Genomic DNA, 26,211 nt, shown 5'->3' with positions numbered 1-26,211 from the left:
ACATAATTTTAGCCTTCACAGGGGTTAGCCTTCCTGAGGCAAAATGCCAAGACCCTTGCCCTTCGCAGAAAACCTGCTTACATCAGTCCTTGTCTCGGGGTGGCCTGTTATTGGGCCTGAGATGCGCAATCCTGCGTAAACCCGTTGAACCTGAACCGGTTAGGACCGGCGGAGGGAAGGCTTTGGAACAGAGGGCAATTTGCCCAAGCTCCATCTTCACTTCGCCCGTCGCAATGGAGGAGTGAGGAAATGAAACGCACCATCATAGCAGCGGGTATGAGCATCTTTGCAGGGGCGGCAATGGCCGAAAACCCTGTTTTGCATGTCTATACCTATGATTCATTTGTCGCTGATTGGGGGCCTGGGCCCCAGATTAAGGCTGCTTTCGAAGAAAGCTGTGGCTGTGATCTGCAATTCGTCAGTGCGGGCGATGGCGCAGCACTGCTGTCGCGGATTAAGCTTGAGGGGAGCCGCAGCGAAGCGGATGTGGTCTTAGGCCTTGATACAAACCTGATGACAGCCGCACGCGATACGGGCCTATTCGCCACGCATGATATCTTCGTTGAGGGGCTGACCCTACCAATCGCTTGGGATGATGCAGAATTTCTGCCCTTTGATTGGGGCTATTTCGCCTTTGTCCATAATGCTGATCTGCCCAATCCCCCACAAAGTTTTGAGGAATTGGGCGCAAGTGATCTGCGCATCTTGATCCAAGACCCACGCAGTTCGACCCCAGGTTTGGGCCTCGTTTATTGGATTGAGGCCGCTTATGGCGATGGTGCTGCGCAGATTTGGCAGGATTTGGCGGATAACATCGTCACGGTTACCCCAGGATGGTCAGAGGCCTACGGCCTGTTCCTAGAGGGTGAGGCCGATATGGTGCTTTCCTACACAACATCCCCCGCCTATCACCTCATTGCTGAGGAAGACCCAAGCAAATCTGCCGCTGCCTTTGACGAAGGGCATTATATGCAAATTGAAATTGCAGGCATCACTGCGGCAAGCGATCAACCCGATTTAGCGCGTGCGTTTATGACCTTCATGCTGTCGCCCGAATTCCAATCCGTAATCCCCACGACAAACTGGATGTATCCTGCGGCTTTACCCGCTTCGGCACTGCCCGATGGATTTGAAACCTTGATTGCCCCTGAAAAAGTGCTGCACTTCTCGGGGGATGAGGCTGCGGCGCTTCGCGATGCAGCGATTGACAGATGGCAAACCGCACTCAGCCGCTAAGTGCCTTGGTTTGGGTCGGGACGGGCGCTTTGGCGCTTGTCCTGACCGTGACCCTTGCCCCGCTTGTGGCGATTGCCGTCACGGCGGACGATGGGTTTAAACTACGCGCGGCCGACTGGGCCGCGATTCGCTTTACGCTCCTTCAGGCATTCCTCTCCGCAAGCCTGAGCCTTGCAATTGCCATTCCACTGGCCCGCGCTGTTGCGCGGCGGAGGTTTATTGGCAGGGGCATTTTCATCAGCCTGATGGGCGCCCCATTTATCCTTCCCGTCATCGTTGCCGTGATCGGGCTGATTGCAAGCTATGGGCATAACGGGTGGCTTGCGCGCGCCTTACAGGTCATTGGCCTAGACCTCCCTGAAATTTACGGGCTGCACGGCGTTGTTCTCGCGCATGTGTTTTTTAACCTCCCCCTTGCCGCGCGTTTAATCCTGCAAGAGTGGCAAGCCATCCCACAGGAACGCATAAGCCTTGCACAGTCTTTGGGGCTTAAGGGCGGCGCTTTCTTTCGGCATATTGAATGGCCGATTTTGCGTAGCACTGCACCGGGCGCCCTTGTGGTGATTTTTCTGCTCTGTTGCTCAAGTTTCGCAGTCGCATTGATCTTGGGCGGTGGCCCGCGCGCCACCACGATTGAATTGGCCATTTATCAAGCTTTTCGATTTGATTTTGACCTTGGGCGCGCCGCGAGTTTAGCCGCCGTGCAGGCCCTGCTGTGCCTCGGCCTCGGCGCGTTTGCACTGCGGCTGTCAGCCCGTGGCACGGGACTTGGCACGGGGCTGGATCGCACATTGGCCCTGCCCACTGAGGGGCGCGCGTTTGTCGATACTCTGGTGATCGTGGCTGCGGGTGTATTTCTCGCATTGCCCTTGGCGCGGATCGTGATCCTTGGCCTGCCAAATCTTACAGAACTACCCACAGCCGTTTGGATTGCGGCGCTGCGCTCGCTGATCATGGCGTTATCTGCGACCGCTCTGTCGATTGCGATGGCGCTGCCAATCGCCTTTGCCTTGCTCCGCTTGCGCCGCGCCGCAATGTTTGAGGCTCTTTGCCTGCTTGCCTTGGTCATTTCACCTTTGGCCCTCGGCACAGGATGGTTTTTGATTCTACGCCCACTTACCAATCCCATAACATGGGCCTTGCCCGTCACTATATGCGTCAATGCCCTGATGGCGCTGCCCTTCGTGCTGCGTGCCGTTCTGCCCGCCCTTCGTGAGGCCGAAGCAAGCCAAGCCCGCCTTGCCACGGCGCTGGGCCTTGTCGGCTGGCACAGATTTCGGCACGCGATCCTGCCCCGCCTTGTCCGTCCATTGGGCTTTGCGGCGGGTTTATGTGCGGCCTTATCCATGGGGGATTTGGGCGTGATCGCCCTATTCGCGGCACCTGATCAAGCCACTTTGCCTCTAGAGATGCTGCGCCTGATGGGGGCCTATCGTATGGCGGATGCCCAAGGGGCTGCATTGCTGCTCTTGATCCTAAGCCTTGGCTTGTTTTGGATATTTGACCGTGGGGGCCGTTACCGTGCTTGAGATCACAAACCTAAACTATCGCAACGCGGGCTTTGAATTAAAAGCCGTCTTCCGCGTGCAGCGGGGGGAACGCTTGGCTTTGATGGGGCAATCAGGCGCGGGGAAATCAACGTTGATCAGCCTTATCGCAGGGTTTCTCAGTCCAAATGTGGGAGAGATCTGGTTTGGCGGTGCAAACCTCACCCAGTGCGATCCATCCAAACGACCAATTTCAATCCTGTTTCAAGACAGCAATCTTTTCCCCCATCTGACTTTGCGGGAAAATTTAGGCCTGGCCCTCTCACCACGATTGGCCTTGAACGCGGCGATGGAGGCGCAGATCAGCACCGCTTTGACGCAAGTCGGTTTGCGCGGGTTTGAGGGGCGCCGCCCTGCAAGCCTGTCAGGCGGACAACAATCTCGCGCAGCCATTGCGCGGGTACTTTTGCAAAATCGTCCAATATTGCTGATGGACGAGCCGTTTGCAGCCCTAGATCCCACTTTGCGGCGCGAGATGGCAGAATTGATCAGCACATTATGCCACGATTTGGGCCTGACCTTGATCCTAGCGTCTCATGATTTTACAGATGCCGAGCGGATGTGTAATCGCGTGATGCTTTTGACCGAAGGGCAGATTACAGGAGATTACCCAATCGCAGGCCTACGCGCCGCACCCCCTGCAGGTTTGGTGCCGTGGCTTTAGCCAAAAGAAAAAAGCGCCTCTGACATCAGAGGCGCTTTTAGGTTTCTATCGTCCGTTCAGGGGCGCTGCTTATTTCGCTGCGCCCGCTTTAGCGCGCGATTTGATCGGCGCCCAAAGTTTCTTATTAGTCAGATAAAGCATCACAGCGAGAATGCCGAGCATTATGATAGCGGTAAAGCCAAGCTGCTTACGCTCCATCATGCGGGGTTCTGCTGCCCAAGTCAGGAACGATGCCACATCTTTGGCCATGCTTTCGATATCATTGGGTGAGCCATCTGCAAACTCAACCGCACCATCCCACAAGGGAGGGGCCATGGCGATCAAGCCGCCAGGGTAAGTTTCGTTCTCATAAAAGTATGCCCCATACTGCTCTACCTCTTCGCCCGTATAATGGGTCAGAAGAGATGCAATATATTCCGGGCCGCCAATACCGTTAAACAACTGGTTCAGACCTAGGCCATATGGTCCATGAAAACCAGCGCGTGCCTTGGCCATTAGGCTCAGATCAGGCGCACCTTCAAAACCCGACTGGGGAAAGTGGTCATTCGGGGTCGCAGTGCGCCAATCATCAATCGATGGGTCATACACCTCGAACTGTTCCGCATAGGCGCGAGCCTGTTCGGGGGTATATCCCAAGCCATTTTCATCGGCGAGGTTACGGTAGGCCACATATTGCAGACCATGGCAGGCAGAGCATACTTCCGTGAAGACCTGAAGCCCACGCTGAAGCTGATCTTGGTCATAGCGACCGAATAGTCCTTGGAACGAGAATTCATAATTCTCGACATGGCCCGATGCACCTGCTGCAAGTCCCGCTCCGGTCGAGAGGCTCAGCGCAGCGATTGTGCTGATCACAAGTTTCCTGAACATGTCAGACTATCCTTTCTCTCACTCAGCAGGAATTTTCGCAGAGGCGGGGCCAGTGCCCACGCTTGCGTTGCCGTAATGGCTGTTGAAATCCTCTTCGATGGTCGAAGGCGGTATAGTTGGCTTTTCCAGAACCCCCAGAAGCGGCAGGATCACGAGGAAATAGGCGAACCAATAGGCCGACCCGATCAAAGCGATGTAGGGGTAAATCCCTTCTGCAGGCATTGCACCCGCCCACATCAGCACGAAGAAGTTGATCACGAAAACCCAGAACCAAGGCTTAAACATTGGGCGGTAGCGGCCAGAGCGCACCGAAGATGTATCAAGCCATGGCACCAAGGCCATCACGATGATCGCACCAAACATGGCGAGAACACCGAAGAATTTCGCGTCAACAATCCCGCCTGTCAGGAAGTCCGCCGCAATCACAACCCAAACTTCACCGTCAAAGGCGCGCAGGATGGCGTAGAAGGGCAAGAAATACCATTCAGGCACGATGTGTGCAGGCGTGACCATTGGGTTTGCCTCGATATAGTTATCGGGGTGACCCAGATAGTTCGGCATAAAGCCCACGATGGCAAAGAAAGCCACCAGAACAACCGCCAAGGCGAACAGGTCTTTGATCACGAAATAGGGCCAGAATGGCAGCGTATCGGCTTCGGCCTCTTTCTTAGATGCGCGGCGCACATCAACACCTGTTGGGTTGTTGTTACCCGTGGTGTGGAAGGCCCAAACGTGAACGATCACCAGACCCAAGATCACGAATGGCAACAGGTAATGCAGCGACAAGAAGCGGTTCAGCGTGGCGTTGTCCACCGCAGGCCCGCCCAAGAGCCATGTCTGGATCGCTTCGCCCACAAAGGGGATCGCGCCAAATAGGCCCGTGATCACGGTCGCGCCCCAGAAGGACATCTGACCCCAAGGCAGAACATAGCCCATAAAGGCTGTTCCCATCATCAGCAGGTAAATCAGCATACCGACAATCCATGTGACTTCGCGTGGCGCCTTGTAGGAGCCGTAGTAAAGACCACGGAAAATGTGCAGATAAACCGCGATAAAGAACAAAGACGCGCCGTTTTGGTGGATATAGCGGATCGCCCATCCCCCGTTCACGTTGCGCATAATGTGTTCAACGCTTGCAAAAGCGAGATCGACATGTGGAGTGTAATGCATCACAAGGATGATCCCTGTGACAATCTGCATGACCAAGCAGAACACAAGAACGATGCCCCAAATCCACATCCAATTCAGGTTCTTGGGGGTTGGGATCATCAGTGTGTCATAAAGAAGGCCCACGATGGGAAGGCGCGAATGCAACCACTTCTCGGCGTTGGACTTCGGTTCGTAATGGTCGTGGGGAATGCCAGACATCGGTCGTTTCCTCCGTTAACCGAGCAAAATTGTTGTATCGTCTACGAAAGACGCGTTCGGAATGTGCAGGTTCTGCGGCGCGGGGCCTTTGCGGATACGGCCTGCCGTGTCGTAATGCGAACCATGGCAAGGGCAGAACCAACCGCCGAACTCGCCTGCGCCATCACCCAAGGGCACACAGCCCAAATGGGTGCAAACGCCCTGCATCACCAACCACTCGCCTGTGTTCTCACCCTCAGGGGTGGTTAGGCTGCGGTTTTCGTCATGCGCATCCGATCCTGCCGCGATGTTGGGGTTGCGGCTATCGGTATCGACAAGGTCATTCATGTCAACAGCGCGCGCCGCTTCAATCTCATCCTGTGTGCGGCGGCGGATGAAAACGGGCTTGCCGAGGAACAGAACGGTCAGCTGCGTTCCTTCCTGCACACCCGAGACATCAACGCGCATCGTGGATGCGGCTTGAACGTCTGCCGAAGGGTTCATTTGATTGACCAGCGGCCAGACGGCGGCGCCGGTTACAACAGCACCTACACCGCCTGTCGCATAGTACAGAAAGTCGCGGCGTGTGCTGGACTGGTCTTCTGCGTGTGACACTGAAAGCGTCTCCCTTGTCAGCGACCCACCAAACGGGGCCAATTGAATCGAAGCCACAGGAATCCCCCGCAGCTTTTCTCGGGCTGTTTATGCAATGAAATGATAAGCGTCTAGCGGACAAACGCGCGCAGTTTGGCCGAAATGTCGCGGTTTGTGATGAATTTTCAACCTCTGCGCGAAAAACATGAAGGTTTCACACGAAAAAAATTTCGCAAAGCCCGCCTATTTCCCGAAGCTTAGGGACATTTTTCGGTGCAAAATACCCGATCCATCATCAAATTCGGGGCCTGTGGCGGTGAATCCCAGGCGCTCATAAAAGGAAATCGCGCTCAATTGCGCGTCCAATTCCATATGGTGCGGATCTGGTTCCGCGGTGATGTGGCGTATATGCGCCATCACGAACCGCATAAGTGCCGCACCATGGCCCGCGCCCCGCGCATCTGCGACAACCGCGATGCGTCCGATCCGCCACGCCTGCCCTGTGCGATAGAACCGCCCTGTCGCCACAGCCCGCCCCGCCAGACGACCCAAAACATGAGTGGCTTTTGCGTCAATCGTATCAAATTCCTCTGAAAGCGGCACAGATTGCTCGACCACAAAGACAGCGCGGCGGATCTCGCAGCACAGATCCAAATCAGCCTGTGTTTGCACAAGGCTAAATTCGGGCGAACCACTCATCCAACTGGGAATGTGTCTTTGAAAGAGGAACGCGCGCTTAAACGATCAAAAAAAGCGGTCAAATTCGGGCGTGTCGCGCGCCAATCAAATTGGCCTTGGCGAAAATCAAGATAGCCCAAGCCCGCACCAACCGCGATTTGGCCCATATCAAGCACCTGATCAAAACTCGGCACTTGGGTTTCGAAATAATCAAGCGCGCGCTCTACTTTGGCCCATTGGCCTTCATACCAAGGCTCATACCAATGTGTTTCGGGGCGGAAGCGTTTTTCATACACCATGGCCACCACAGCCTCTATCATACCATCTGCCGCCGCTTCGGTGGTCAGCACCTCCCAAAGGCGGCTTTCGGGGTAAAGCCCCGCTTGCGCATGCTGATCCAAAAAGCGGGTGATCACACGGCTGTCAAAAATCGGGCTATCCCCTTCGCGCAAAAGAACAGGAATACGTCCTGAAGGATTGGCGGCATTGAGATGGGCATCCCCGCCCATGGGTGAGGCTTTGACAGTTTCGAACACCACATCTGTCATACCTGCCTCTTTAACCATCACAAGAACCTTCCGCACGAAGGGGGATGCAGCAGAGCCGAGAACCTGAAATTGCGCCATTTGTCTTGTCCCTTTAGGCTTAGATTAAACCAAATTCTTGAAACACGGCGGCATAAATGTCGCGCTTGAACGGCACAATCTGCACCAAAAGATCCTGCGCCCGCATCCATTGCCAATCGGAGAATTCAACATCCTGATAGCTGAGGTCAATCGCGTCATCCGGGCCGGTTAATTCAACCATAACCCAATGCTGCTTTTGTCCACGAAATTTGCCGCCCCAACGATAGAGGATCACTTCTGGCGGCAGATCGTAGGTCAACCAATCAGCGGTCTGCCTTAGAAACCGCGTTTGATCTTCTGAGATACCAGTTTCCTCAAGCAATTCGCGGGCAGCGGCTTGGCGTGGGGTTTCGTCCGCATCAATACCGCCCTGCGGCATTTGCCATGCAGGTTTGTCCATGTCCGCGCGCGTGCCCGCGAAAACACCGCCCGCGGCATTGACCATCACAATGCCAACACAGGGCCGATAGGGCAGCGCAGCGATATCAGCAGGCGACAGCGCCGCGCTCATCGGGCGTTTGGCCCCAAGGCGTTTAGCCCCGTCAGAATATCAATCGCATAGGCAAGTTGATAATCCTGATTGCGCAGGCGTGCGGTTTCCTCGGCAATGGCTTGCTCCTCATCGCGAAGTCGCTGCTCATCTTCGGTCAGGGTGGTGTTGCGCAAGGCACCGCGCAAATCGGCTTCGGAACGGGTGAACCGATCTTCGGTTAGCGTCTCCTCAACAGGGTCGCGCTGTTCTACCAGAATATCAGGGGCCACGCCCAATGCCTGAATCGAGCGGCCTGAAGGGGTGTAGTACAGCGCAGTGGTCAGTCGAATGGCTCCCTCGCCCTGCACGGGCATCACAGATTGCACCGACCCTTTGCCAAATGTATTTGTGCCTACGACCACAGCGCGGCGATGATCTTGCAACGCACCCGCCACGATCTCGGAGGCTGAGGCAGAGCCGCCATTGACCAAAACCACCATCGGCAATCCGTCAATCAAATCGCCTGCCGTTGCATTGTAGCGATCCCCATCCGCGCCATTGCGACCACGGGTGGAAACGATTTCGCCCTGTTCCAAAAAGGCATCGGACACACGAATTGCTTGGGTCAATAGACCCCCAGGATTGTTGCGCAAATCAAGCACGACACCGTTCAGATTTTCGATCCCGCCAAGCTCTGCGATGACATCAGACAGACCCTCCTCCAAGTTGGGGTAGGTTTGATCATTGAAGGTCGAGACGCGCAAAATCGCGGTGTTCCCCTCTAGGCGCGTGCGCACAGCGGTAAGACGGATGCGGTCGCGGATGATGGAGATGTCAAAGGGTTCATCAACCCCCTCTCGCACGACAGTGATGACTATCTCCGAACCAACAGGCCCACGCATCAGATCAACGGCTTCTTCCAATGTCAGGCCGAGCAGTGCCTCGCGATCCACATGGGTAATGAAATCACCCGCCTCAACGCCCGCTTCCATTGCAGGGGTGTCATCCATTGGCGTGATGACGCGCACAAACCCGTCTTCTTGGGTGACTTCAATGCCCAGACCACCAAACTCGCCACGGGTCTGCACTTGCATCGAGTCGAAATCACGCGGCGGCAGATAGCTTGAATGCGGATCAAGCGAGATCAGCATTCCGTTGATCGCCGCTTCAATCAGCGCGGATTCATCGACCTCCTCAACGTAATTCGAGCGGATCCGCTCAAATACATCTCCAAACAAATCAAGCTGCTCGTAAACGCTGCGCTGCTGTTCCTGCTCTTGCGCCAAGAGCGGGGCGGCAAATTGGGATGCCAAGATGACCCCAGCAACCGCGCCCCCTAAGCCCGCAATGACCAGTTTATTCATCTTTATCCGTCCTTTCCGACCGCGTATCTGGCGCGGTGCACTTATTCCCAATCAAACCATGGCTGCGGATCAATCGCACTGCCATCCTGTCTCAATTCAATATAAATAGTTTCTGAAAGCGCAGCGCCAGTCTGATCTGGTGTCTCAGTGATCAAATCTGCGCGCGCGCCTGCGGCGCTTGGCATCATTCCCAAGGGCGCGCCCTGTGCAATCACAGTGCCCGCGGTCACATAAAGATCACCAAGCCCCGCGAGAATCATCAAAATTTCCCTTCAGGTTCAAGGATCACCACATTACCATAGTCCAACAAAGGCCCCGCATAGCGCACTGTTCCAAACCACGGGGATGTCACAAGCGCCGCAGGGGCCGTGGCCAATAACAAACCAGGGCGGCTGATGCCTGCCGCATCTTGGGCCTCGAACCCATTGAGCAACACCCCAAAAACGGGCAAAGGCACTGCGCCGCGTGCATCACTGAACCCGCGCATAGCGCTATCTTCGGGCGCAGGGGCTTGCGCCAATAAATCAAGAAACGCGTCCAATGTGTCAACCGCTTCGACAATCTGGCGCAATGCATCTTCACTCAGCGCAAAGCGATCAGGGGCTTCACGCCGTTCCGCCACTGCGGCGGCGAGACTGGCGCGGGCGGTTTACACTTCGGACAAAGCCGCCTCCATCTGCAGCACCGCACCCGATTGCAAACGGGACAAGGTGGCGATCTGTTCCAATTCCTGCCGCAACGCAATCGCTTCAGCGGCAAGCGCTGGGGTGACATCCGCAAGCACCATCCCGCACGGGCCGAAGCAACGGGCCCATTGGGGTGCATCAAACCAACGGGGCTTGGCTCGGCTGCGATCCGCTGCATGGCCATAAGCAGCCCAGATAATTCGGTGCTCTCCGTATCCAAACGCGATTCGATTGCACTTTGTGCAAGCGCCACACGGCGCACGGCCTCGCGCAGGGTCAATAAACCATGTTCATAACCCTTAATCGTCTGGGTCAGGGCCGTAATGCGATCACTGGCGCTCTGGGCGTTGGCAAGGGCTGTGGCCGCGGCTTCTAATTCAAGGATAGCCGCTTCAGCCGCCTCGCTTGGGCCAATCTCCGCGTGCAGCGCCACAGGCGCGCAAATCAAAAACACCGACAAGAGAAGGCTAAAGCGCGCTTTCATCGCAACAGCGACTGCCCCGTCATTTCAGGCGGTTGCGGCAGGCCCATTAGGGAAAGAACAGTTGGCGCCAAATCCGCCAGTCGACCATCTGCAAGGCTTGTGCCTTCGGGCCCGCCATACACCACAACAGGCACGAGATTGACGGTATGTGCCGTATGAGGGCCACCTGTCACAGGGTCGATCATTGTTTCGCAATTGCCATGATCCGCCGTCACAATCATCGCACCGCCTTTACCCTCAAGGGCCGCCAAGGCCGCGCCAAGGCCCTGATCCACCGCCTCGCAAGCAGCGATTGCGGCGCCCAAATCCCCCGTATGGCCCACCATGTCAGGATTGGCGTAATTCACCACGATCAGGTCATACTCCGCATTAATCGCCGCAACCAAATTTTGGGTCACCTCGGCGGCACTCATCTCGGGTTGCAGATCATAGGTCGCCACTTTTGGCGAGAGCGGCATAAACCGATCCTCCCCCTCAGCCGCACTTTCTTGGCCGCCATTGAGAAAGAAGGTCACATGAGGATATTTCTCTGTTTCAGCAATCCGAAATTGACGCAAGCCATGGGCCGCAACCCATTCGCCGAGCGTGTTTTTCAATTCCTGCTTGGGAAAAACCACCTGCATGTAGCGATCATGGTCGGTCGAATAATTCACCATCCCCAATCGCGCCGAGAGATCAGGGCGAGGGCCACGCGCAAATCCTGTGAACTCAGGCGCGCAAATTGCGGCCAATATTTCGCGCGCGCGGTCTGCGCGGAAATTCACAAAGAACAGGCCATCGCCTGCCGCCATGCCAGAATAGTCACCAATCACTGTTGCGGGCAGGAATTCATCGGTTTTCTCAGCCCCATAGCCTTGATCAATCGCCGCCTGCGCGGACGGGGCTTTTGCGCCTTTGCCTTCGACCATTGCGCGATAGGCGGTTTCGACCCGTTCCCACCGATTGTCGCGATCCATCGCAAAATAGCGCCCCTTGACAGTTACAATGCGCGCGCGGTCGGGCAATCCCGCCTCAAGGCCCGCGATCTGATCTTTTGCGGATTTCGGGGCAACGTCCCGCCCATCGGTAATCGCATGGATCACCACCTCTAGCCCCGCATCTGCACAGGCCTGAACAGCAGCCAAAATATGCGCCTGATGGGCATGCACACCACCTGGGGAGGCAAGCCCCGCAATGTGAGCGCGCCCCTTCGCGGCCTTCACAGTCGCGATGAACTCTTGCAACGCTTGGTTGCGAAAGAAGGAGCCATCCTCAATCGCCAGATCAATTTGACCTAAATCCATGGCCACCACGCGCCCTGCACCGATATTGGTATGGCCCACCTCGGAATTTCCCATTTGCCCCGTTGGCAAACCAACATCCGGGCCGAAGGTCACCAAGGTCGCATTGGGGCAGGTGGACATCAGCCGATCAAAGTTTGGGGTCTTGGCCTGCAACGGCGCGTTGCCTTCGGCCTCTGTGCCGATGCCCCACCCATCCAAAATGCACAAAATCACGGGTTTTTTCTGGGTATCCACGCGCATTGCGGTGCCTTTCTGCCAACCTGCCCTGTTTCTAGGATGGGTTGGGCAGAGAGGCAAGTTTCAACCTCAGGCGCAAAGACGCGGGGGCGCTGCCCCATGCGCAATGCGGCCACTGCTGCGCGCGCTAAACTGCGCGCTTCGCGGATGGCAACATCCATGTCTAAATAGCGATAAGTGCCAAGGCGACCCGCAAAACTGACGCCATGTTGACCCAAGGCCGCCGCGATATACCGCCCAAGCTGCGCCTTCTCGCGCGCAAGGCGCACAGGGTAATGTGGGGTATCATTCGGCCCCGCCTCAAACGGATATTCAGGGGTGATAACGCTGCCCCGCACCGCACCTTCAGGCGCGAAGTGGCGATGCTCGGTGATCCTTGTCCATGGCACATCGTGGGCGGGATAATTCATCACGGCAAGCGCTTGGGCAGATTCAGGCAGGCGCTCATGCTCAAACCGCAGACTGCGATAGGCCAAATGCCCGTGCTGATGCTTAAAATAGGCATCAATCGGCCCAGTCCAAAACACATGATCAAATCCCATACTATCCTGTGCCGTCACAGGCTGACCCAAATGCAGGGCAATATTCGGATGAGCGAGCATCGCCGCGACAACGGCGCTATATCCTTCGGCAGGGATCGCTTGGATCGGGTGATTGAAATAATCTGCCTGCATCGTGAAACGAACAGGCAGTCGCGCAAAAACGGAAGCAGGCAGGGCGCGCGCGGGGCGACCCCATTGTTTCTCGTTATAGGGTTTGAAAAACGCCTGATAGAGAGCGGGACCAATCTGCGACAGGGCCGCCTCCTCAAAATTCTGTGGGTTTGAAATGGGGATACACTGCGCCGCGATAAAGCGGCGCGCCGACTCTGGGGTAAAGTTGTGACCAAAGAATTGGTTGATCGTGGCAAGGGTGATTGGCAAGGGAAAGATCTGACCGCGTAAAGACGCTGCCACCCGATGCCGATAGGGCATAAACGCCCCAAAGCGCCGAATAAACGCCCAAGTTGCGAGGTCGGCCGTGTGAAAGATATGCGGCCCATGGCAATGGATCATGACCCCCGTCTCAGGGTCGATTTTTGTGGCGCAATGCCCGCCCACATCATTGCGCGCTTCAATCACGGTAACCTTCAGCCCCACCTCCGCAAATTCACGCGCAAGCGTGGCCCCTGAGAACCCTGCACCAACCACCAAAACGGGCATTCTGCGCCTCCATATTGCCGAGGGCAGAATGAGGGTCAGGGGTTAATGGGCCATGAATCAAAGAAAAGAGCGTGCCGCCGATAATCCGCCAATCGCCAAATTGGGCTGCCGCCCCTCAAGGAGATCAGCCACAATCCGTCCCGTCACACCCGCCATAGTGAGGCCCAAATGCTGGTGGCCAAAGGCGTGGATAATCTTTGAGGAGCTTGGGCTTGGCCCAATAACAGGCAAGGCATCAGGCAAGGTAGGCCTGCATCCCATCCATGTGGCATCAGGCGCGGGCAAATCGCCCCATAACTCGGCCCCTTTGCGCGCGATATAATCCAAACGGCGCGGGTTTTGTGGTGCGTTCAGGGCCGCAATCTCAACAGTTCCCGCCAAGCGCAGACCTTGCGCCATAGGGGCGGTATAGAACCCACCCTCAACCCAACCCACGGGGCGCGTGGCATAATGGCCAAGATCTTTATATATCAGGTGATAGCCCCGTTCGGTTTGCAGGGGCAGATGCTCCGCACCGCCGCCTTTGATCTGCGTCGAATAGGCCCCTGCGGCCAGAACAACCCGCACCGCGGTGACATCATCCTGCCCAAGATGCACCCGCACTTGCGCGCCTTCATCGCTGAGTTCGGTCACCGCTTTGGCGATCGTCTGCCCGCCCAATTCTGTAAATTTCTGATGCAATCTTTGCGTCAAAAGCAGCGGATCGCGGATATGGCGCGCGAGCGGATAATAGACCCCACGCGCGGGTTGAAAGGCCAAGGCAGGTTCCATCGCATGAGCTTCGGCCCCGCTTAATTCCTCAAAGGGAATGCCTTGGTCGCGGCGAAACTTGAGGCCCGCCCGATCTGCATCGGCGGCAGTCGCGCTGCGCCAGACTGTCAATTGCCCATTTGCAATAATCAAATCCTCTGCCGTGGCGGCCTCAATCAGGGGGTTCAACCCCGCATCGGCATGGGCCAACAACGCCGCCAATTCCTGCGCAATCTGGCGGGATTTCGCAGCGCGACAATTCGCCAAGAATTTCATCATCCAGATCGGATGGCGCAGCGCATGACCCCAAGACAAAGCAAGCGGGCTGTCATTTGAAAACAGATAATAGGGCAGATTTGCAAAGACGGATGGGTCGTTGACGGGCAGGCAGGCATAGGTGGCTAAAGTGCAGGCATTGCCCGAACTCGCCCCTGATCCAACAGCAGCAGGATCAATCAAGGCCACCGATTGCCCACGCATCTGCGCCCAAAGCGCGCTGGCCACGCCCACCACACCCGCGCCAACAATAACGGCGTCAAAATGGGACCGGGGCGTGGACATAGGCCTACATGAACATCATGGCATTGTTGCGCAGGATGATCTCAAGCGCGTAGATCCCCAAAATCACAATCAGCGGTGCTAAGTCTAGCCCACCCATTTGGGGTAAAACACGGCGAATGGGGCCATAAATCGGCTCAAGGAGGTTCGAAAGACCTTGCCAAATTTGATAGACCAAAGGCTGCCTAATGTTCAGCACACCGAAATTGATCAGCCAGCTCATGATAATATGGGCGATGATGATATAGGTCGCCACATTGAGCAGCAACATCAAGATCATGAAGAGCGAAGTCACGGCAAAGGCCCCTTACATCGGAAATCCCAGTTCGAATGATCTAAGCCCTGTCCAACCTAAGCGCAAGGGATCGGGCATTTTTGCCGATTTTTAAGCTGCTTTTATACCATTCTTTCGGATTCCCTTTGCCAAATCTAGAAAGCCCTCCACAGTAACGATAATAGAACGGCCATGGCGGGCAGGATGACCGAAAGTAAGAAACGCATCTATGGATGGTGGGCGTTTGACTGGGCAAGTCAGCCCTATAATACGCTGCTTCTGACCTTCATTTTCGCGCCCTATATCGCGCAAGTCTTAGGCGATGGCACCCGCGCCCAAAGCCTTTGGGGCTATAGCATCGGGGCGTCAGGCCTGTTGATTGCCATCGCTGCGCCCATATTAGGCAAAATCGCAGATCAAACTGGGCGCAAATTGCCATTCATTTGGGTGTTTTCCGCCTTTTACGTCATCGGCGCATGGGGCTGTTGGTTTGCTGCACCCGATGGAATGCAAATCTGGGTGGTTTTGATCCTCTTTGCCCTCGGCCTTTTTGGGATGGAATGCGCCACGATTTTCACCAATGCGCTGATGCCTGACCTTGCCCCACGCGCGCAAATGGGGCGCATCTCTGGGACAGGGTGGGCCCTTGGGTATCTGGGCGGATTGGTGGCGATGATCCTGATGCTCGGATTTTTCGCCGAAAACGCCGAAACGGGGCGCACGCTTTTTGGCCTATCACCCGCTTTTGGTCTGGACGCCGCCGCGCGCGAAGGGACACGCGCCGTGGGGCCCTTTACCGCGCTTTGGTATGTGATCTTTATGATCCCCTTCTTTCTTTGGGTGCGAGAACCGCACAGGCCCAAGCCGCACTCTGGCCCAAGCCTTGGTCAAACCATGCGCCAAGCACTGCCCGAGCTTGCACGCTCGCTGAAATCCTTGCGCCATCATCCAAGCCTGCTGCGCTATCTGCTCTCATCTATGTTCTACCGCGATGCTTTGAACGGTCTTTATGCCTTTGGCGGCATTTATGCGGCGGGTGTCTTGGGTTGGTCGATCACAGATATCGGAATTTTCGGGATTCTTGCCATCATCTCGGGGGCCGTTGCGGCATGGATAGGCGGCAAATGGGATGATCGTTTCGGGCCATACCAGATCATTTGGTGGTCAGTTCTCTGCCTAACCGGTCTATCTCTTCTCATCCCCTTTATCGGGCGCAATAGCCTATTTGGTCTTGCGCTTGCCGAAAGCTCAAACCTGCCAAGCCTGATGTTCTACCTGATCGGCATCGGCATTGGCGCGGCAGGTGGTATCGTGCAAAGCGCATCCCGCCATATGATGCTGCGCCAAGCGGATCCTGCCGCAATAACCGAGCATTTTGGCCTTTATGCCCTCGCAGGAAAGGCCACAGCTTTCCTCGCCCCATTTCTCATTGCGGTGATGACCTCCCTCACCAACAGTCAAAATTGGGGTGTAACACCGCTGATTATGCTATTCTTACTGGGGTTATGGTTGTTGCGCGGGGTGAATGCCGATCCGCGGCAGCATGAATAGGGGAAATCGGGCCATGCGCAAATATATCGCCTCTATAGGTTTGTGTCTCATCGCCATTACGGCCTGCGCCCCAAGCGCACCGCCTGTGGCCAATGATCTGCCGCAGGTGACACTCTCAAGTGCCGATCTGAGCCGCGAAGCACGGCTTGTCTTTGGCAATCTGCCAACGCCCACCACAACAACCGCAAATGTGTTCGGCGCCTATGCAGGCGGATGCGTGGCAGGGGCCGTGCAACTGGCCGAAACAGGGCCGACGTGGCAGGCAATGCGCCTGTCGCGCAATCGCAACTGGGCCCACCCTGACACAGTGACGTTCGTCCAAGACCTAAGCGTAAGAATGGCGGCTGCAACCTCTTGGAGCGGTCTATATATTGGCGATATGAGCCAGCCGCGCGGCGGGCCTATGCTGTCAGGCCATGCCAGCCATCAATCGGGGCTTGATGCGGATATCTGGCTCTTGCCCGCGCGCAATCTGAACCTATCCCAAGCCGCGCGTGAAAACCTGTCCTCTATTTCGATGCAGGCGCAACGCGGGGCAGCCGTGAATGAAAATTGGACGGAGGAACACGCCACGCTGATCCGCCTTGCCGCCAGTGATCCGCGCGTGTCGCGCATTTTCGTCTTTCCAGCCGCAAAGGTCTGGATGTGCGAAAATGAGACAGGGGATCGCAGCTATCTGCGGAAAATCCGGCCGTGGTTTGGCCATCACTACCATATCCATTTGCGCCTAAACTGCCCGCTTGGCGCAAGCGATTGCGAGGCGCAAGATGCGCCTCCTGTGGGGGATGGCTGCGCGGATGCGCAGGCTTGGGTCAACAATATTTTGAACCCGCCGCCCCCTGACCCCGATGCGCCTGATCCCGCACCACGCCGCGCCCTGAGGCTTGGTGATTTGCCTGCGCAATGTCAGGCAATCAGTCAGTTGTAGCGCCCGAAACCTTAACGGCCTGGAATGCCGGCGCGCCGTCCTGATAGGGGCCATGTGTCGATGACGTCTAACGCCTCTTCCGCGGTTTCCACGAAGCGGAAGAGGTCGAGATCCTCAGGTGAAATCGTACCGATCTCGACCAGCATGTCCCAATCGACAAGGCGCGTCCAATAATCTCGGCCAAACAGCAGCACGGGCACCTGCTCCATTCGCCCTGTTTGGATCAAGGTCAGGCTTTCGAAAAGCTCATCCATCGTGCCAAAACCGCCTGGAAAAATCGCAAGCGCACGCGCGCGCAGCAGGAAATGCATTTTGCGAATGGCAAAATAGTGAAAATTAAAGCTCAACTCAGGTGTGACATAAGCATTAGGGGCCTGCTCGTGGGGCAGCACGATATTAAGCCCAACAGAAACACCGCCCGCCTCATGCGCGCCGCGATTGCCCGCCTCCATCACGCCCGGGCCACCGCCCGTGACAATGACATTCTCACCACGGGCACCGCGCTGTGTGATTTGATAGGCAAAACGGCGGGCCTCCTCGTAATAACGAGCCATTGCCGCAATCGCGGGGGGTTTGCCGTCTGTGGCGTCAGGCGCAGGAATGCGCGCACCGCCAAACAGAACAATGGTTGACCGAATGCCTTCTGCATCCATCCCCATTTCGGTCTTTAAAAGCTCAAGCTGAAGGCGCACAGGGCGCAGCGCGTACTGACACAGAAAATCTGGGTCTGCGAAGGCAAGCCTATAGGCGGGACTTTGGGTTTGTGGCGTGTCTGGCGTGAGGTCGGCTTCGCGCAGATCCAAACCTGCATCCCGCATCAGATGTTTCTTGCTGCTCATCGCTTGTCTCCCCCTGTTCTGGCCATATTTATCTCATACCAATATTCGCACCATGCGGCCAGAGGGCGGCGCGTTGCGCAAAGTCCCCCTTGGCGCTATAGCGCCTGTCAAACAGCCCGAGCTAAGGATAAAGCTTATGACCGATATTCAGAAACTGGAAACGGCGATTGAAGCCGCGTGGGAAGCGCGCGACAGCATCACGCCTGCAACCACTGGCGAAACCCGTGATGCGATTGAAGAAACCCTCAGCGCCCTCGACCAAGGCAGCTTGCGCGTTGCAGAGCGCGGGGGTGATGGCACATGGCATGTCAATCAATGGGCAAAGAAAGCCGTTCTTTTGGGCTTCCGTCTGAAGGATATGGAAATGCAATCGGGCAGCCCTCAAGGCGGCAGTTGGTGGGATAAGGTCGACAGCAAGTGGAAGGACTGGTCAGACAGCGATTGGAAATCCGCAGGCTTCCGTGCAGTTCCAAATTGTATTGTGCGCCGGTCTGCCTATATCGCGCCGGGCGTTGTTCTGATGCCGTCCTTCGTAAACCTTGGCGCCTATGTCGACAGCGGCACGATGGTTGATACATGGGCCACGGTCGGGTCATGCGCCCAGATTGGCAAGAATGTCCATCTGTCGGGCGGCGTAGGTATTGGCGGCGTTTTGGAGCCAATGCAGGCAGGCCCCACCATCATCGAAGATAACTGCTTTATCGGGGCGCGCTCCGAGGTGGTCGAGGGCGTGATCGTGCGTGAAGGCTCGGTTTTGGGGATGGGCGTCTTCATCGGCCAATCCACCAAGATCGTGGATCGCGAAACAGGCGAAGTCTTTTACGGTGAGGTTCCACCTTATTCAGTGGTTGTTGCAGGCTCTATGCCCTCAAAGAACGGGATCAACCTCTACTGTGCTGTCATCGTAAAACGCGTTGATGAGAAAACCCGCTCTAAAACGGGTATCAACGAGTTGCTGCGGGACTAAATCGCGAAGCAGGTATCACATTCAAAACGGGTCGCAGGCGCGGCCCGTTTTTTGTGGCAACTGTTAACGATGCGGCAACAAAATCGGCAGGATTGCGGCAAATCACGGAAATTGCGCCCAAATTTGCCTTTTTGCCCTCAACACTCCCTCATAATTCCCGCCTTTAGTCCGTTCCTTTCCCCAATAGCGCCCCATTTGGAAACGATGCTGCGAGGGAAGTCGAACAATGCCCAAAGGACGAAAGATGGACAGATTGACCGAAATGGAAGCCTTCGCAATGGTTGTGAACCAAGGCGGCTTCACCGATGCGGCGCGTAAGATGGGTATCTCGAAATCCGCCGTGTCCAAGCATATTTCATCGCTCGAATCCCGTTTGGGTGCGCGGCTTTTGAATCGCACCACCCGCCGCGTCAGCCCGACCGAGATCGGTCTAGCCTATTATGACCGCGCCTGTCGCGTTCTCAATGATGCGGGCGATACAGATGCGATGGTCTCCTCTATGCAGTCTGCACCATCGGGGCTGTAACGCGTGACCGTCCCCACTGATTTTGGGTCTGGTCATCTCTCGCCCCTCATTGGCGGTTTCCTCAAAGCCTATCCGCAAGTGTCCGTGAGCATGGTTTTGGAGAATCGTCATGTAGAACTGATTTCAGAGGGGTTTGATGTCGCTATTCGCATGGGTGAGATGGAGGACAGCACACTCAAAGCCCGCCGTATCTGTGACACCACAATGCGCATGATTGGATCCCCTGCCTATTTCGCGGCACATGGTCATCCCGAACGGATTGAAGACCTCAATGAACATCGCTTGCTGCACTTCTCGAATGAAGCGCAGGGAAATGTTTGGAAACTCTTGGCCCCATCAGGGGAGCGGCGTTTTGTGCGCTCCCCAGGCGCATTGACCGTCAATGATGGGCAAGCCTTGTTGAAAGCGGCAATCGGCGGTTTTGGTATCGCCTTTTTGCCAAGCTTCCTCTTCGGCGAGGCGCTGCGGGCAGGCGAAGTGGAAGAAGCGATGCCACATCTGCCAATGGAACTAAAAAGCCTGCACGCAGTCTACCCACCTGGGTGCTATACACAGCCCAAATTGCGCGCCTTCATTGATTTTCTGGTTGATCAGTTCAAAGACAAAGGCCCAATGGATTGGTGATCAATCTCTCATGCATCTTCGGGGTGGATTCGATAGTGATAAGCACTGACCACCTCGAAGCCCATGGATTGATAAAGCCCATTTGCCGCTTGATTGGCCTTGGTCGTCACAAGTGTTAACCACTGCGCCCCTTCCGCCTGCGCCCAATGCGCCATTTGCCACATAACACGCCGCCCCACGCCCTGACGGCGGGCCGATTGGGCGGTTTCGACCGCATGCAGCATGGCGATATCTCCATCACAGGCGATAAAGCCAGTCGCTGCAATGCGATCCTGCTGCCGCGCAAAAACTGTGGTTTTCGGGGTGGGCGCCCGCGCCATCACCTCTAGGCGCGCGGGCCCTATCCCGCCATCAGCCCAAATTGCCGCTTGCGCGGCCAAGGGCGGCCAAAGAGCAAAGCACTCAGACAGCGCAGACAGATCCCGCCCGCGCAGATCCATCGCGTAAAACCATACGGGATCTTTGACCTGATAGCCACGCGCCCCAAGGGCGGCATCCAAAGCGGATTGGCTTTCGCGAATAATAAATAAGCGCGGCTGCCCCATAGCCTGCATACGGGCCTCGGCCTTGTTGAGCGTTGTCTCATCGGGCGCATCTTGGCCGTCCCAACTGGCCGCAGATACACGACTGCCGCCGCCTGCCCCCTCACGAAAGGTCAAAAGCCCATCAGTTTGGTAAGTTTTGGTGGGCCAAGTGGCATCTAACGCCATAAACAAACGGCCCTCATCAGGCAGCATGTCGGAACAGGCCGCGCCCATATCAAACGCCCTGCGGAAAAGCGCGCGCCATTTCTGCGATGGCACGTTGAAGCATCCCCTCATCAGAACTGCGCAGCACGATATTTGCCCCGTACACCCCGTTCAATTGATAGGGGTAAGAGCCGATTGAAACATCGGGGAATTGGGCAGCAATTTGGCCCAATGGCCCTGCAATATCGCCTTCACCCATCTCTAGGCGGATGCTGTGACTGATCAAGGGCGCGCCACCTGTCAAGCGCGGCATGACCGAAGCCACCATCGCCTGAAAGACCGAAGGCACCCCCGCCATCACATAGACATTTTCGATCTGAAACCCGGGTGCGGTGGAGACGGGATTGTCGATCAAAGCCGCGCCATCAGGAATACGCGCCATGCGCAGGCGGGCTTCGTTTAACTCTTGCCCGCGGGCATCATAATGGGCTTGCAACAAGGCCCGCGCATCCGCCCGCACATCAATATGCACGCCAAAAGCCCCCGCAACCGCATCAGCGGTGATGTCGTCATGAGTTGGCCCAATACCGCCAGAGCTGAACACATGATCATAAGACCCGCGCAGCGCATTGAGGGCCTCAACAATGCCCGGATGATCATCAGAGACGATGCGCACCTCCTTCAGCGCAATCCCTTTTGCGGTCAATTCATTGGCCAAATGGTGCATATTCGCATCGCGTGTGCGTCCCGATAGGATTTCATCCCCGATCACCAACATCGCTGCGGTTGGTTGTGCCATTTTGAGAACCCCCCACTTGTCATGCACCCTGCCTGCGGTATAGGCCAAGCCCTGTCATGCCGCAACGCGTCATCGCGTGGCGGGCTTGGCTAGAATTCAAGCGCCAAAAACCGTAATCTGGTGCGAGATGACAGGAGCAGATGTTTTGGACGATTTCAAAGGCCGCGTGACCAAAGACGGAATTCGCATTCACGATGATGCAGGCTTTGCTGGGATGCATGTAGCGGGCGCACTGGCCGCGCGCATTCTTGACGACATCGCGCCCATGGTAGAGCCAGGCGTCACGACCGAAGCCTTAGATCAAGCGATTGAGGATATGGTCAATGCGGCGGGCGCGAAATCTGCGACCATCGGATATCGTGGGTATAAACACGCAAGCTGCATCTCGGTGAACCATGTGGTCTGCCACGGCATCCCCAGCCCCAAAACCCTTAAGGATGGGGACATCCTGAACATTGATGTGACCGTCATCGTGGATGGGTGGTTTGGCGACACAAGCCGCATGTATGTGGCAGGCAATCTGAACCGCAAAGCAGAACGCCTGATCCAAGTGACCCATGACGCCCTCTTCAAAGGGATTGAAATCGTGCGTCCTGGGGCCACGTTCGGGGATATTGGCCATGCGATTCAAACCTATGTCGAAGCCAATCGCATGAGCGTGGTGCGTGATTTCTGCGGTCATGGGTTGGGTCAGGTCTTTCACGCACCACCAAATGTTCTTCATTATGGCCGCGCGGGCACAGGCCCCGTCTTGGAAGAGGGGATGTTCTTCACCATTGAGCCCATGGTGAACCTTGGCCGTCCCGAAACCAAAGTTTTGGCAGATGAATGGACAGCTGTGACACGGGATAAATCCCTGTCCGCACAGTTTGAACATTCGGTTGGCGTGACAGCGGACGGGTTTGAAATTTTCACCCTGTCACACTGTGGGAAATTCCACCCCACGTGGCGCTGACGCGTTTAATCGCTGATTAACCATTCTGATGGATGGTGCGGGCATGACAAAGCCCGAGTTGACCCTTGCCCATAGCCGCACCGCGCCCCTGCCGAAATTGCGCAGGGTTGCGGTTGATGCCGCACAGCATGATCTTCTCGCGCGGCTATTGGCGGCGGCGGCTCCAAACGCACCCTCTGCGCGGATGGCGGCCACGCTGTTACGACAACATGGCAGCCTTGCACGCGTTCTTTGCGCCAGTGACCAACGCCTGAAATCCGTCAGCCATATGACCGAAGATACGATTGCCCATTTACGCCTAACGCAGGCTGTGGCGGAAACGATTACCCGCAAACAGCTTGATGACCGCCCGATCTTGGGCTCATGGCAAACGGTGATGGATTATTGCCGCGCAACCATGGCGCACCGTGATGTTGGGGAGGTGCGGGTTTTCTACCTTAACCGCAAAAACCGCCTCATCGCCGATGAGCAGCACAGCCGCGGCACCGTGGATCACGCGCCCTTCTATCCCCGCGAAGTTATCAAGCGCGCGCTTGAGATGAGCGCCTCGGTACTAGTGGTGGTTCATAATCATCCGTCAGGCGACCCGACCCCAAGCACAGGCGATATTGCCCTGACCCGACAGTTGGGCGAGGCAAGCAAAATGATGGGTCTGACCCCGCATGACCACATCATCATCACGCCAAGCGGCGAGGTTAGCTTTCGCGCGGAGGGTCTGATTTAAAATCAGGCCAAACGCCCGTGACAATGCTTGAACTTCTTTCCCGATCCACAGGGGCAGGCATCATTGCGGCCAAGATTGCCCCATGTTTCAGGACGCGTCTCATCAAAGCCTGTATCATCACCGCTTGCTTTCGCTTCAGCCTCATCCGCGGCTTTCAAGGCGGCTTGCTGCTGCGCTGCGGCCTGTGCCTGCAATTGACGGATCAATTCTGCCTGCTGCTCGGGGCTGAGCGGTTGGATGCGGCCAAGTTTCTGCGTCACTTCCTGACGAAGCCCATCCAACAGGCCCTCGAACAATTGAAACGCCTCGGATTTATATTCGTTCAAAGGATCACGCTGCGCATAACCACGGAATGCCACGACCGAACGCAAATGTTCCAATTTCAATAGGTGATCGCGCCATTTCTGGTCGATTGTCTGCAACAATACCTGTTTTTCAATATTGCGCATCTGCTCGGCACCAAAGGCAGTGGCTTTGTCATTCATGAATTTATCGGCGGCTTCCTCAAGCCGTTCAATCACCACATCCTGATCCACGCCGTCTTCTTCGGCCCATGCTGGGATCGGAGGATCGAGTGACAATGTCTCGCGGCAAGCCTGTGCCATCGCCTCAACATCCCACTGATCTGCATAGGATCGCGGCGGCATATAAGTGTCGACCATATCAGTGATCACCTCATAGCGCATATCCTTGACGATATCCTCGATATCATCGGAGGCCATAATGTCCATGCGCTGGCCAAAGATGACTTTGCGCTGTTCATTCATCACATCATCGAATTTCAGCAACTGCTTGCGGATGTCGAAGTTGCGCCCTTCAACCTTGGCCTGCGCGCGCTCCAAGGATTTGTTGACCCAAGGATGCACAATTGCCTCACCCTCGGCCAGACCGAGCGTGGTCAACATCTTTTCAAGACGTTCTGATCCAAAAATCCGCATCAGATCATCTTCGAGCGATAGGTAAAACGCTGAACGACCCGGATCGCCCTGACGGCCCGAACGACCGCGCAACTGGTTGTCGATACGGCGGCTTTCATGACGCTCTGTTGCCAGAACATACAGACCACCTGCGGCCTTCACGGCCTCTTCATCGGCTTTGTGGGTTTCTTCAATTTCAGCGCGCAGTTTTTCAGGGTCAGCATCAGGATTTGCGGCGATGGCATCCATCACCTTCAACTCGACATTGCCGCCCAGTTTAATATCGGTGCCGCGCCCCGCCATATTGGTCGCAATAGTGATCGCGCCCAATTTGCCCGCATCTGCCACAATCTGCGCTTCCTGCTCATGCTGACGCGCGTTCAAAACATTATGCGGCAACTTTGCCTTGGTCAAAAGGCCACTCAGCATCTCGGATTTCTCAATCGAGGTTGTGCCGACCAAAACAGGTTGGCCCTTTTCATACGCTTCGCGGATCGACTCTACGATGGCCTTATATTTCTCGGCGGCGGTGCGATAGACTTGATCATGGTCATCAATCCGCGCCACAGGGCGGTTGGTTGGAACCTCAACAACGCCAAGTTTGTAAATTTCAAAAAATTCTTCGGCCTCAGTTGCCGCTGTGCCCGTCATGCCACCCAATTTTTTGTAGAGGCGGAAGTAATTTTGGAATGTCACCGAAGCCAAGGTCACATTCTCAGGTTGGATAGCAACGCTTTCCTTGGCTTCGATGGCCTGATGCAGACCATCAGACAGGCGCCGACCTGGCATCATACGGCCCGTGAATTCATCGACCAAGACCACCTCGTCACCGCGCAACAGATAATCGCGATCTTTTAGATACACCTTATGCGCCCGCAACGCGCAGGTCGCGTGATGCACAAGCGATGTGCTTTCAGGGTCATAGAGGCTTTGCCCTTCAGGCAAGAGGCCCGCTTCGGCAAGGCGCTGCTCAAGAAAGTCATTGCCTTCCTCGGTCAAGGTCGCGTTTCGCGTTTTCTCGTCCAGCGTGTAGTGATCTTCGGTCAGCTCAGGGATCACCTTGTCAATCGCCACATAAAGATCGGAACGATCTTGAGATGGGCCAGAAATGATCAATGGCGTGCGCGCCTCATCGATGAGGATCGAGTCGACCTCGTCCACAATCGCGAAATTGTGACCGCGTTGCGCCATCTCAGGCAGCGACCCGCGCATATTGTCACGCAAATAATCAAACCCAAGCTCATTATTGGTCGCATAGGTGATGTCGGCGGCATAAGCCTCGCGCTTTTCGGCTTCGGGCTGGCGCGGATAAACCACACCCGTTGTCATGCCAAGCGCGGCGAAAACCTTGCTCATCCATTCCGCATCTCGCCGTGCAAGGTAATCGTTCACAGTGACAACATGCACACCTTCGCCACTCAGAGCGTTGAGATAGGCGGGAAAGGTCGCAACCAAAGTTTTCCCTTCGCCTGTCTTCATCTCGGCAATATTCCCATGGTGAAGGAAAATGCCGCCCATCAACTGCACATCAAAGGCGCGCAAACCCAAAGCGCGCTTGGCGGCTTCGCGGCAATTCGCAAAGGCCTCGGGCAATAGCGCATCAAGGCTCTCACCATTGGCGTGGCGCTGGCGAAGTTCTTCGGTTTTAGCTATCAGCCCTGCATCATCGAGGGCGACGAACTCAGGCTCAAGTGCGTTGATCTTTGCAATAAGCGGCCTTTGAGCCTTGACCAATCGATCATTTGAACTGCCAAAAATCTTCTTTGCGATAGATCCAAGCCCAAGCATGCAAAACGCCTTATGTCAGAATTGATCCACGC

At 56.1% G+C, this 26,211-nt stretch carries 26 protein-coding genes, 1 pseudogene and 1 riboswitch; of the genes and pseudogenes, 9 read left to right on the top strand and 18 right to left on the bottom strand.

Annotated features, from left to right (window positions below; translation table 11 throughout):
- Positions 1 to 85 precede the first annotated feature (85 nt).
- Positions 86 to 194, top strand: a riboswitch (TPP riboswitch).
- A 55-nt stretch (positions 195 to 249) separates the two neighbouring features.
- Genes thiB through AAC632_RS04050 form a run of 3 tightly spaced genes read left to right on the top strand, consistent with a single transcriptional unit; the run spans position 250 to position 3,447 of the window.
- A complete protein-coding gene (thiB, locus tag AAC632_RS04060; RefSeq protein WP_340297989.1) occupies positions 250 to 1,236 on the top strand; it encodes a thiamine ABC transporter substrate binding subunit in 987 nt (328 codons plus the stop codon).
- Positions 1,212 to 2,765, top strand: a complete 1,554-nt coding sequence (locus tag AAC632_RS04055) for a thiamine/thiamine pyrophosphate ABC transporter permease ThiP (protein ID WP_340297990.1) — start codon at positions 1,212 to 1,214, stop codon at positions 2,763 to 2,765. Before thiB ends, AAC632_RS04055 begins: the two co-directional genes overlap by 25 nt.
- A complete protein-coding gene (locus AAC632_RS04050) occupies positions 2,758 to 3,447 on the top strand; it encodes a thiamine ABC transporter ATP-binding protein (RefSeq protein WP_340297991.1) in 690 nt (229 codons plus the stop codon). Before AAC632_RS04055 ends, AAC632_RS04050 begins: the two co-directional genes overlap by 8 nt.
- 69 nt (positions 3,448 to 3,516) lie before the next feature.
- Here the strand turns inward: AAC632_RS04050 and AAC632_RS04045 are convergent, their stop codons facing one another.
- From AAC632_RS04045 to AAC632_RS03980, 14 genes are all read right to left on the bottom strand, one after another.
- Positions 3,517 to 4,317 carry a cytochrome c1 gene (locus AAC632_RS04045; protein ID WP_340297992.1) on the bottom strand — a complete coding sequence of 267 codons (801 nt, stop codon included), beginning with the start codon at positions 4,315 to 4,317 and terminating at the stop codon, positions 3,517 to 3,519.
- 18 nt (positions 4,318 to 4,335) lie between these two features.
- Entirely contained in the window at positions 4,336 to 5,685 is a 1,350-nt protein-coding gene (gene petB / locus AAC632_RS04040; RefSeq protein WP_340297993.1) for a cytochrome b, read from the bottom strand.
- A 15-nt stretch (positions 5,686 to 5,700) separates the two neighbouring features.
- On the bottom strand, positions 5,701 to 6,279 hold the full coding sequence (petA, locus tag AAC632_RS04035) for a ubiquinol-cytochrome c reductase iron-sulfur subunit (RefSeq protein ID WP_317656923.1): 579 nt from the start codon (positions 6,277 to 6,279) through the stop codon (positions 5,701 to 5,703).
- 222 nt (positions 6,280 to 6,501) lie between these two features.
- Positions 6,502 to 6,957 (bottom strand): GNAT family N-acetyltransferase, encoded by a 456-nt coding sequence (locus tag AAC632_RS04030; protein ID WP_340297994.1) that lies wholly within the window; start codon positions 6,955 to 6,957, stop codon positions 6,502 to 6,504.
- Complete coding sequence (locus tag AAC632_RS04025; protein ID WP_340253181.1) at positions 6,954 to 7,562, bottom strand: glutathione S-transferase family protein; 609 nt, start codon at positions 7,560 to 7,562, stop codon at positions 6,954 to 6,956. The genes AAC632_RS04030 and AAC632_RS04025 overlap by 4 nt, the downstream gene beginning before the upstream one ends.
- Before the next feature lie 19 nt (positions 7,563 to 7,581).
- Positions 7,582 to 8,073, bottom strand: a complete 492-nt coding sequence (locus tag AAC632_RS04020; RefSeq protein WP_340297995.1) for an RNA pyrophosphohydrolase — start codon at positions 8,071 to 8,073, stop codon at positions 7,582 to 7,584.
- Positions 8,070 to 9,398, bottom strand: a complete 1,329-nt coding sequence (locus tag AAC632_RS04015) for a S41 family peptidase (protein ID WP_340297996.1) — start codon at positions 9,396 to 9,398, stop codon at positions 8,070 to 8,072. Before AAC632_RS04015 ends, AAC632_RS04020 begins: the two co-directional genes overlap by 4 nt.
- Positions 9,399 to 9,439: 41 nt before the next feature.
- Entirely contained in the window at positions 9,440 to 9,658 is a 219-nt protein-coding gene (locus tag AAC632_RS04010) for a hypothetical protein (RefSeq protein WP_340297997.1), read from the bottom strand.
- The gene (locus tag AAC632_RS04005) at positions 9,658 to 10,020 is read right to left on the bottom strand and encodes a hypothetical protein (RefSeq protein WP_340297999.1); all 363 of its coding nucleotides are present in this window, start codon (positions 10,018 to 10,020) and stop codon (positions 9,658 to 9,660) included. The genes AAC632_RS04010 and AAC632_RS04005 overlap by 1 nt, the downstream gene beginning before the upstream one ends.
- 27 nt (positions 10,021 to 10,047) lie before the next feature.
- On the bottom strand, positions 10,048 to 10,185 hold the full coding sequence (locus tag AAC632_RS04000) for a hypothetical protein (protein ID WP_340298000.1): 138 nt from the start codon (positions 10,183 to 10,185) through the stop codon (positions 10,048 to 10,050).
- A gap of 379 nt (positions 10,186 to 10,564) precedes the next feature.
- Positions 10,565 to 12,091, bottom strand: coding sequence for a 2,3-bisphosphoglycerate-independent phosphoglycerate mutase (gpmI, locus tag AAC632_RS03995; RefSeq protein ID WP_340298001.1), 1,527 nt, complete (start codon positions 12,089 to 12,091; stop codon positions 10,565 to 10,567).
- Positions 12,061 to 13,290, bottom strand: a complete 1,230-nt coding sequence (locus AAC632_RS03990) for a UDP-galactopyranose/dTDP-fucopyranose mutase family protein (protein ID WP_340298002.1) — start codon at positions 13,288 to 13,290, stop codon at positions 12,061 to 12,063. Before AAC632_RS03990 ends, gpmI begins: the two co-directional genes overlap by 31 nt.
- A 57-nt stretch (positions 13,291 to 13,347) precedes the next feature.
- Positions 13,348 to 14,601: an NAD(P)/FAD-dependent oxidoreductase gene (locus AAC632_RS03985; RefSeq protein WP_340298003.1), complete on the bottom strand. Its 1,254-nt coding sequence runs from the start codon at positions 14,599 to 14,601 to the stop codon at positions 13,348 to 13,350.
- Between the two features lie 4 nt (positions 14,602 to 14,605).
- A complete protein-coding gene (locus tag AAC632_RS03980) occupies positions 14,606 to 14,893 on the bottom strand; it encodes a YggT family protein (protein WP_317657298.1) in 288 nt (95 codons plus the stop codon).
- Between the two features lie 183 nt (positions 14,894 to 15,076).
- On the opposite strand from AAC632_RS03980, the gene AAC632_RS03975 reads away from it, so the two are divergent.
- Both AAC632_RS03975 and mepA read left to right on the top strand, forming a co-directional pair.
- The gene (locus AAC632_RS03975) at positions 15,077 to 16,423 is read left to right on the top strand and encodes an MFS transporter (RefSeq protein ID WP_340298004.1); all 1,347 of its coding nucleotides are present in this window, start codon (positions 15,077 to 15,079) and stop codon (positions 16,421 to 16,423) included.
- Between the two features lie 13 nt (positions 16,424 to 16,436).
- Complete coding sequence (mepA, locus tag AAC632_RS03970; RefSeq protein ID WP_340298005.1) at positions 16,437 to 17,351, top strand: penicillin-insensitive murein endopeptidase; 915 nt, start codon at positions 16,437 to 16,439, stop codon at positions 17,349 to 17,351.
- An 11-nt stretch (positions 17,352 to 17,362) separates the two neighbouring features.
- On the opposite strand, the gene AAC632_RS03965 is transcribed toward mepA, so the two are convergent.
- Positions 17,363 to 18,190 (bottom strand): LOG family protein, encoded by an 828-nt coding sequence (locus AAC632_RS03965; RefSeq protein WP_340298006.1) that lies wholly within the window; start codon positions 18,188 to 18,190, stop codon positions 17,363 to 17,365.
- A 136-nt stretch (positions 18,191 to 18,326) separates the two neighbouring features.
- Here AAC632_RS03965 and dapD point away from each other — a divergent pair, with 136 nt between their 5' ends.
- Positions 18,327 to 19,157 carry a 2,3,4,5-tetrahydropyridine-2,6-dicarboxylate N-succinyltransferase gene (gene dapD, locus AAC632_RS03960; protein ID WP_340298007.1) on the top strand — a complete coding sequence of 277 codons (831 nt, stop codon included), beginning with the start codon at positions 18,327 to 18,329 and terminating at the stop codon, positions 19,155 to 19,157.
- A 244-nt stretch (positions 19,158 to 19,401) separates the two neighbouring features.
- Positions 19,402 to 20,307, top strand: a pseudogene (locus AAC632_RS03955) (LysR family transcriptional regulator).
- A gap of 8 nt (positions 20,308 to 20,315) precedes the next feature.
- Here AAC632_RS03955 and AAC632_RS03950 read toward each other — a convergent pair.
- Both AAC632_RS03950 and AAC632_RS03945 read right to left on the bottom strand, forming a co-directional pair.
- Positions 20,316 to 21,110, bottom strand: coding sequence for a GNAT family N-acetyltransferase (locus tag AAC632_RS03950; RefSeq protein WP_340298009.1), 795 nt, complete (start codon positions 21,108 to 21,110; stop codon positions 20,316 to 20,318).
- Complete coding sequence (locus tag AAC632_RS03945) at positions 21,067 to 21,795, bottom strand: competence/damage-inducible protein A (RefSeq protein WP_340298010.1); 729 nt, start codon at positions 21,793 to 21,795, stop codon at positions 21,067 to 21,069. Before AAC632_RS03945 ends, AAC632_RS03950 begins: the two co-directional genes overlap by 44 nt.
- A gap of 127 nt (positions 21,796 to 21,922) precedes the next feature.
- Between AAC632_RS03945 and map the strand changes: the two genes are divergently transcribed.
- Both map and AAC632_RS03935 read left to right on the top strand, forming a co-directional pair.
- Positions 21,923 to 22,750 (top strand): type I methionyl aminopeptidase, encoded by an 828-nt coding sequence (gene map, locus AAC632_RS03940; RefSeq protein WP_340298011.1) that lies wholly within the window; start codon positions 21,923 to 21,925, stop codon positions 22,748 to 22,750.
- A gap of 43 nt (positions 22,751 to 22,793) precedes the next feature.
- Positions 22,794 to 23,474 (top strand): JAB domain-containing protein, encoded by a 681-nt coding sequence (locus AAC632_RS03935; RefSeq protein ID WP_340298012.1) that lies wholly within the window; start codon positions 22,794 to 22,796, stop codon positions 23,472 to 23,474.
- A 2-nt stretch (positions 23,475 to 23,476) separates the two neighbouring features.
- Here the strand turns inward: AAC632_RS03935 and secA are convergent, their stop codons facing one another.
- Positions 23,477 to 26,179 (bottom strand): preprotein translocase subunit SecA, encoded by a 2,703-nt coding sequence (gene secA / locus AAC632_RS03930; RefSeq protein ID WP_340298013.1) that lies wholly within the window; start codon positions 26,177 to 26,179, stop codon positions 23,477 to 23,479.
- Positions 26,180 to 26,211 lie beyond the last annotated feature (32 nt).

This window comes from Roseobacter sp. HKCC-CH-9351, assembly GCF_037830295.1.
In the GTDB taxonomy this organism is placed as follows: Bacteria; Pseudomonadota; Alphaproteobacteria; order Rhodobacterales; family Rhodobacteraceae; genus M30B80.
The sequence above is the reverse complement of the archived record's forward strand: the minus strand, read 5'-3'. Positions and strand labels throughout refer to the sequence as shown.

Bases quoted from the DNA above. Each gene is read 5' to 3' on its own strand.
- thiB (WP_340297989.1), top strand. From the start codon at position 250: ATGAAACGCACCATCATAGCAGCGGGTATGAGCATCTTTGCAGGGGCG.
- AAC632_RS04055 (WP_340297990.1), top strand. From the start codon at position 1,212: ATGGCAAACCGCACTCAGCCGCTAAGTGCCTTGGTTTGGGTCGGGACG.
- AAC632_RS04045 (WP_340297992.1), bottom strand. From the start codon at position 4,317: ATGTTCAGGAAACTTGTGATCAGCACAATCGCTGCGCTGAGCCTCTCG.
- petB (WP_340297993.1), bottom strand. From the start codon at position 5,685: ATGTCTGGCATTCCCCACGACCATTACGAACCGAAGTCCAACGCCGAG.
- AAC632_RS04030 (WP_340297994.1), bottom strand. From the start codon at position 6,957: ATGAGTGGTTCGCCCGAATTTAGCCTTGTGCAAACACAGGCTGATTTG.
- AAC632_RS04025 (WP_340253181.1), bottom strand. From the start codon at position 7,562: ATGGCGCAATTTCAGGTTCTCGGCTCTGCTGCATCCCCCTTCGTGCGG.
- AAC632_RS04020 (WP_340297995.1), bottom strand. From the start codon at position 8,073: ATGAGCGCGGCGCTGTCGCCTGCTGATATCGCTGCGCTGCCCTATCGG.
- AAC632_RS04015 (WP_340297996.1), bottom strand. From the start codon at position 9,398: ATGAATAAACTGGTCATTGCGGGCTTAGGGGGCGCGGTTGCTGGGGTC.
- AAC632_RS04010 (WP_340297997.1), bottom strand. From the start codon at position 9,658: ATGATTCTCGCGGGGCTTGGTGATCTTTATGTGACCGCGGGCACTGTG.
- AAC632_RS04000 (WP_340298000.1), bottom strand. From the start codon at position 10,185: ATGGTGCTTGCGGATGTCACCCCAGCGCTTGCCGCTGAAGCGATTGCG.
- gpmI (WP_340298001.1), bottom strand. From the start codon at position 12,091: ATGCGCGTGGATACCCAGAAAAAACCCGTGATTTTGTGCATTTTGGAT.
- AAC632_RS03990 (WP_340298002.1), bottom strand. From the start codon at position 13,290: ATGCCCGTTTTGGTGGTTGGTGCAGGGTTCTCAGGGGCCACGCTTGCG.
- AAC632_RS03985 (WP_340298003.1), bottom strand. From the start codon at position 14,601: ATGTCCACGCCCCGGTCCCATTTTGACGCCGTTATTGTTGGCGCGGGT.
- AAC632_RS03975 (WP_340298004.1), top strand. From the start codon at position 15,077: ATGACCGAAAGTAAGAAACGCATCTATGGATGGTGGGCGTTTGACTGG.
- mepA (WP_340298005.1), top strand. From the start codon at position 16,437: ATGCGCAAATATATCGCCTCTATAGGTTTGTGTCTCATCGCCATTACG.
- AAC632_RS03965 (WP_340298006.1), bottom strand. From the start codon at position 18,190: ATGAGCAGCAAGAAACATCTGATGCGGGATGCAGGTTTGGATCTGCGC.
- dapD (WP_340298007.1), top strand. From the start codon at position 18,327: ATGACCGATATTCAGAAACTGGAAACGGCGATTGAAGCCGCGTGGGAA.
- AAC632_RS03945 (WP_340298010.1), bottom strand. From the start codon at position 21,795: ATGGCACAACCAACCGCAGCGATGTTGGTGATCGGGGATGAAATCCTA.
- map (WP_340298011.1), top strand. From the start codon at position 21,923: ATGACAGGAGCAGATGTTTTGGACGATTTCAAAGGCCGCGTGACCAAA.
- AAC632_RS03935 (WP_340298012.1), top strand. From the start codon at position 22,794: ATGACAAAGCCCGAGTTGACCCTTGCCCATAGCCGCACCGCGCCCCTG.
- secA (WP_340298013.1), bottom strand. From the start codon at position 26,179: ATGCTTGGGCTTGGATCTATCGCAAAGAAGATTTTTGGCAGTTCAAAT.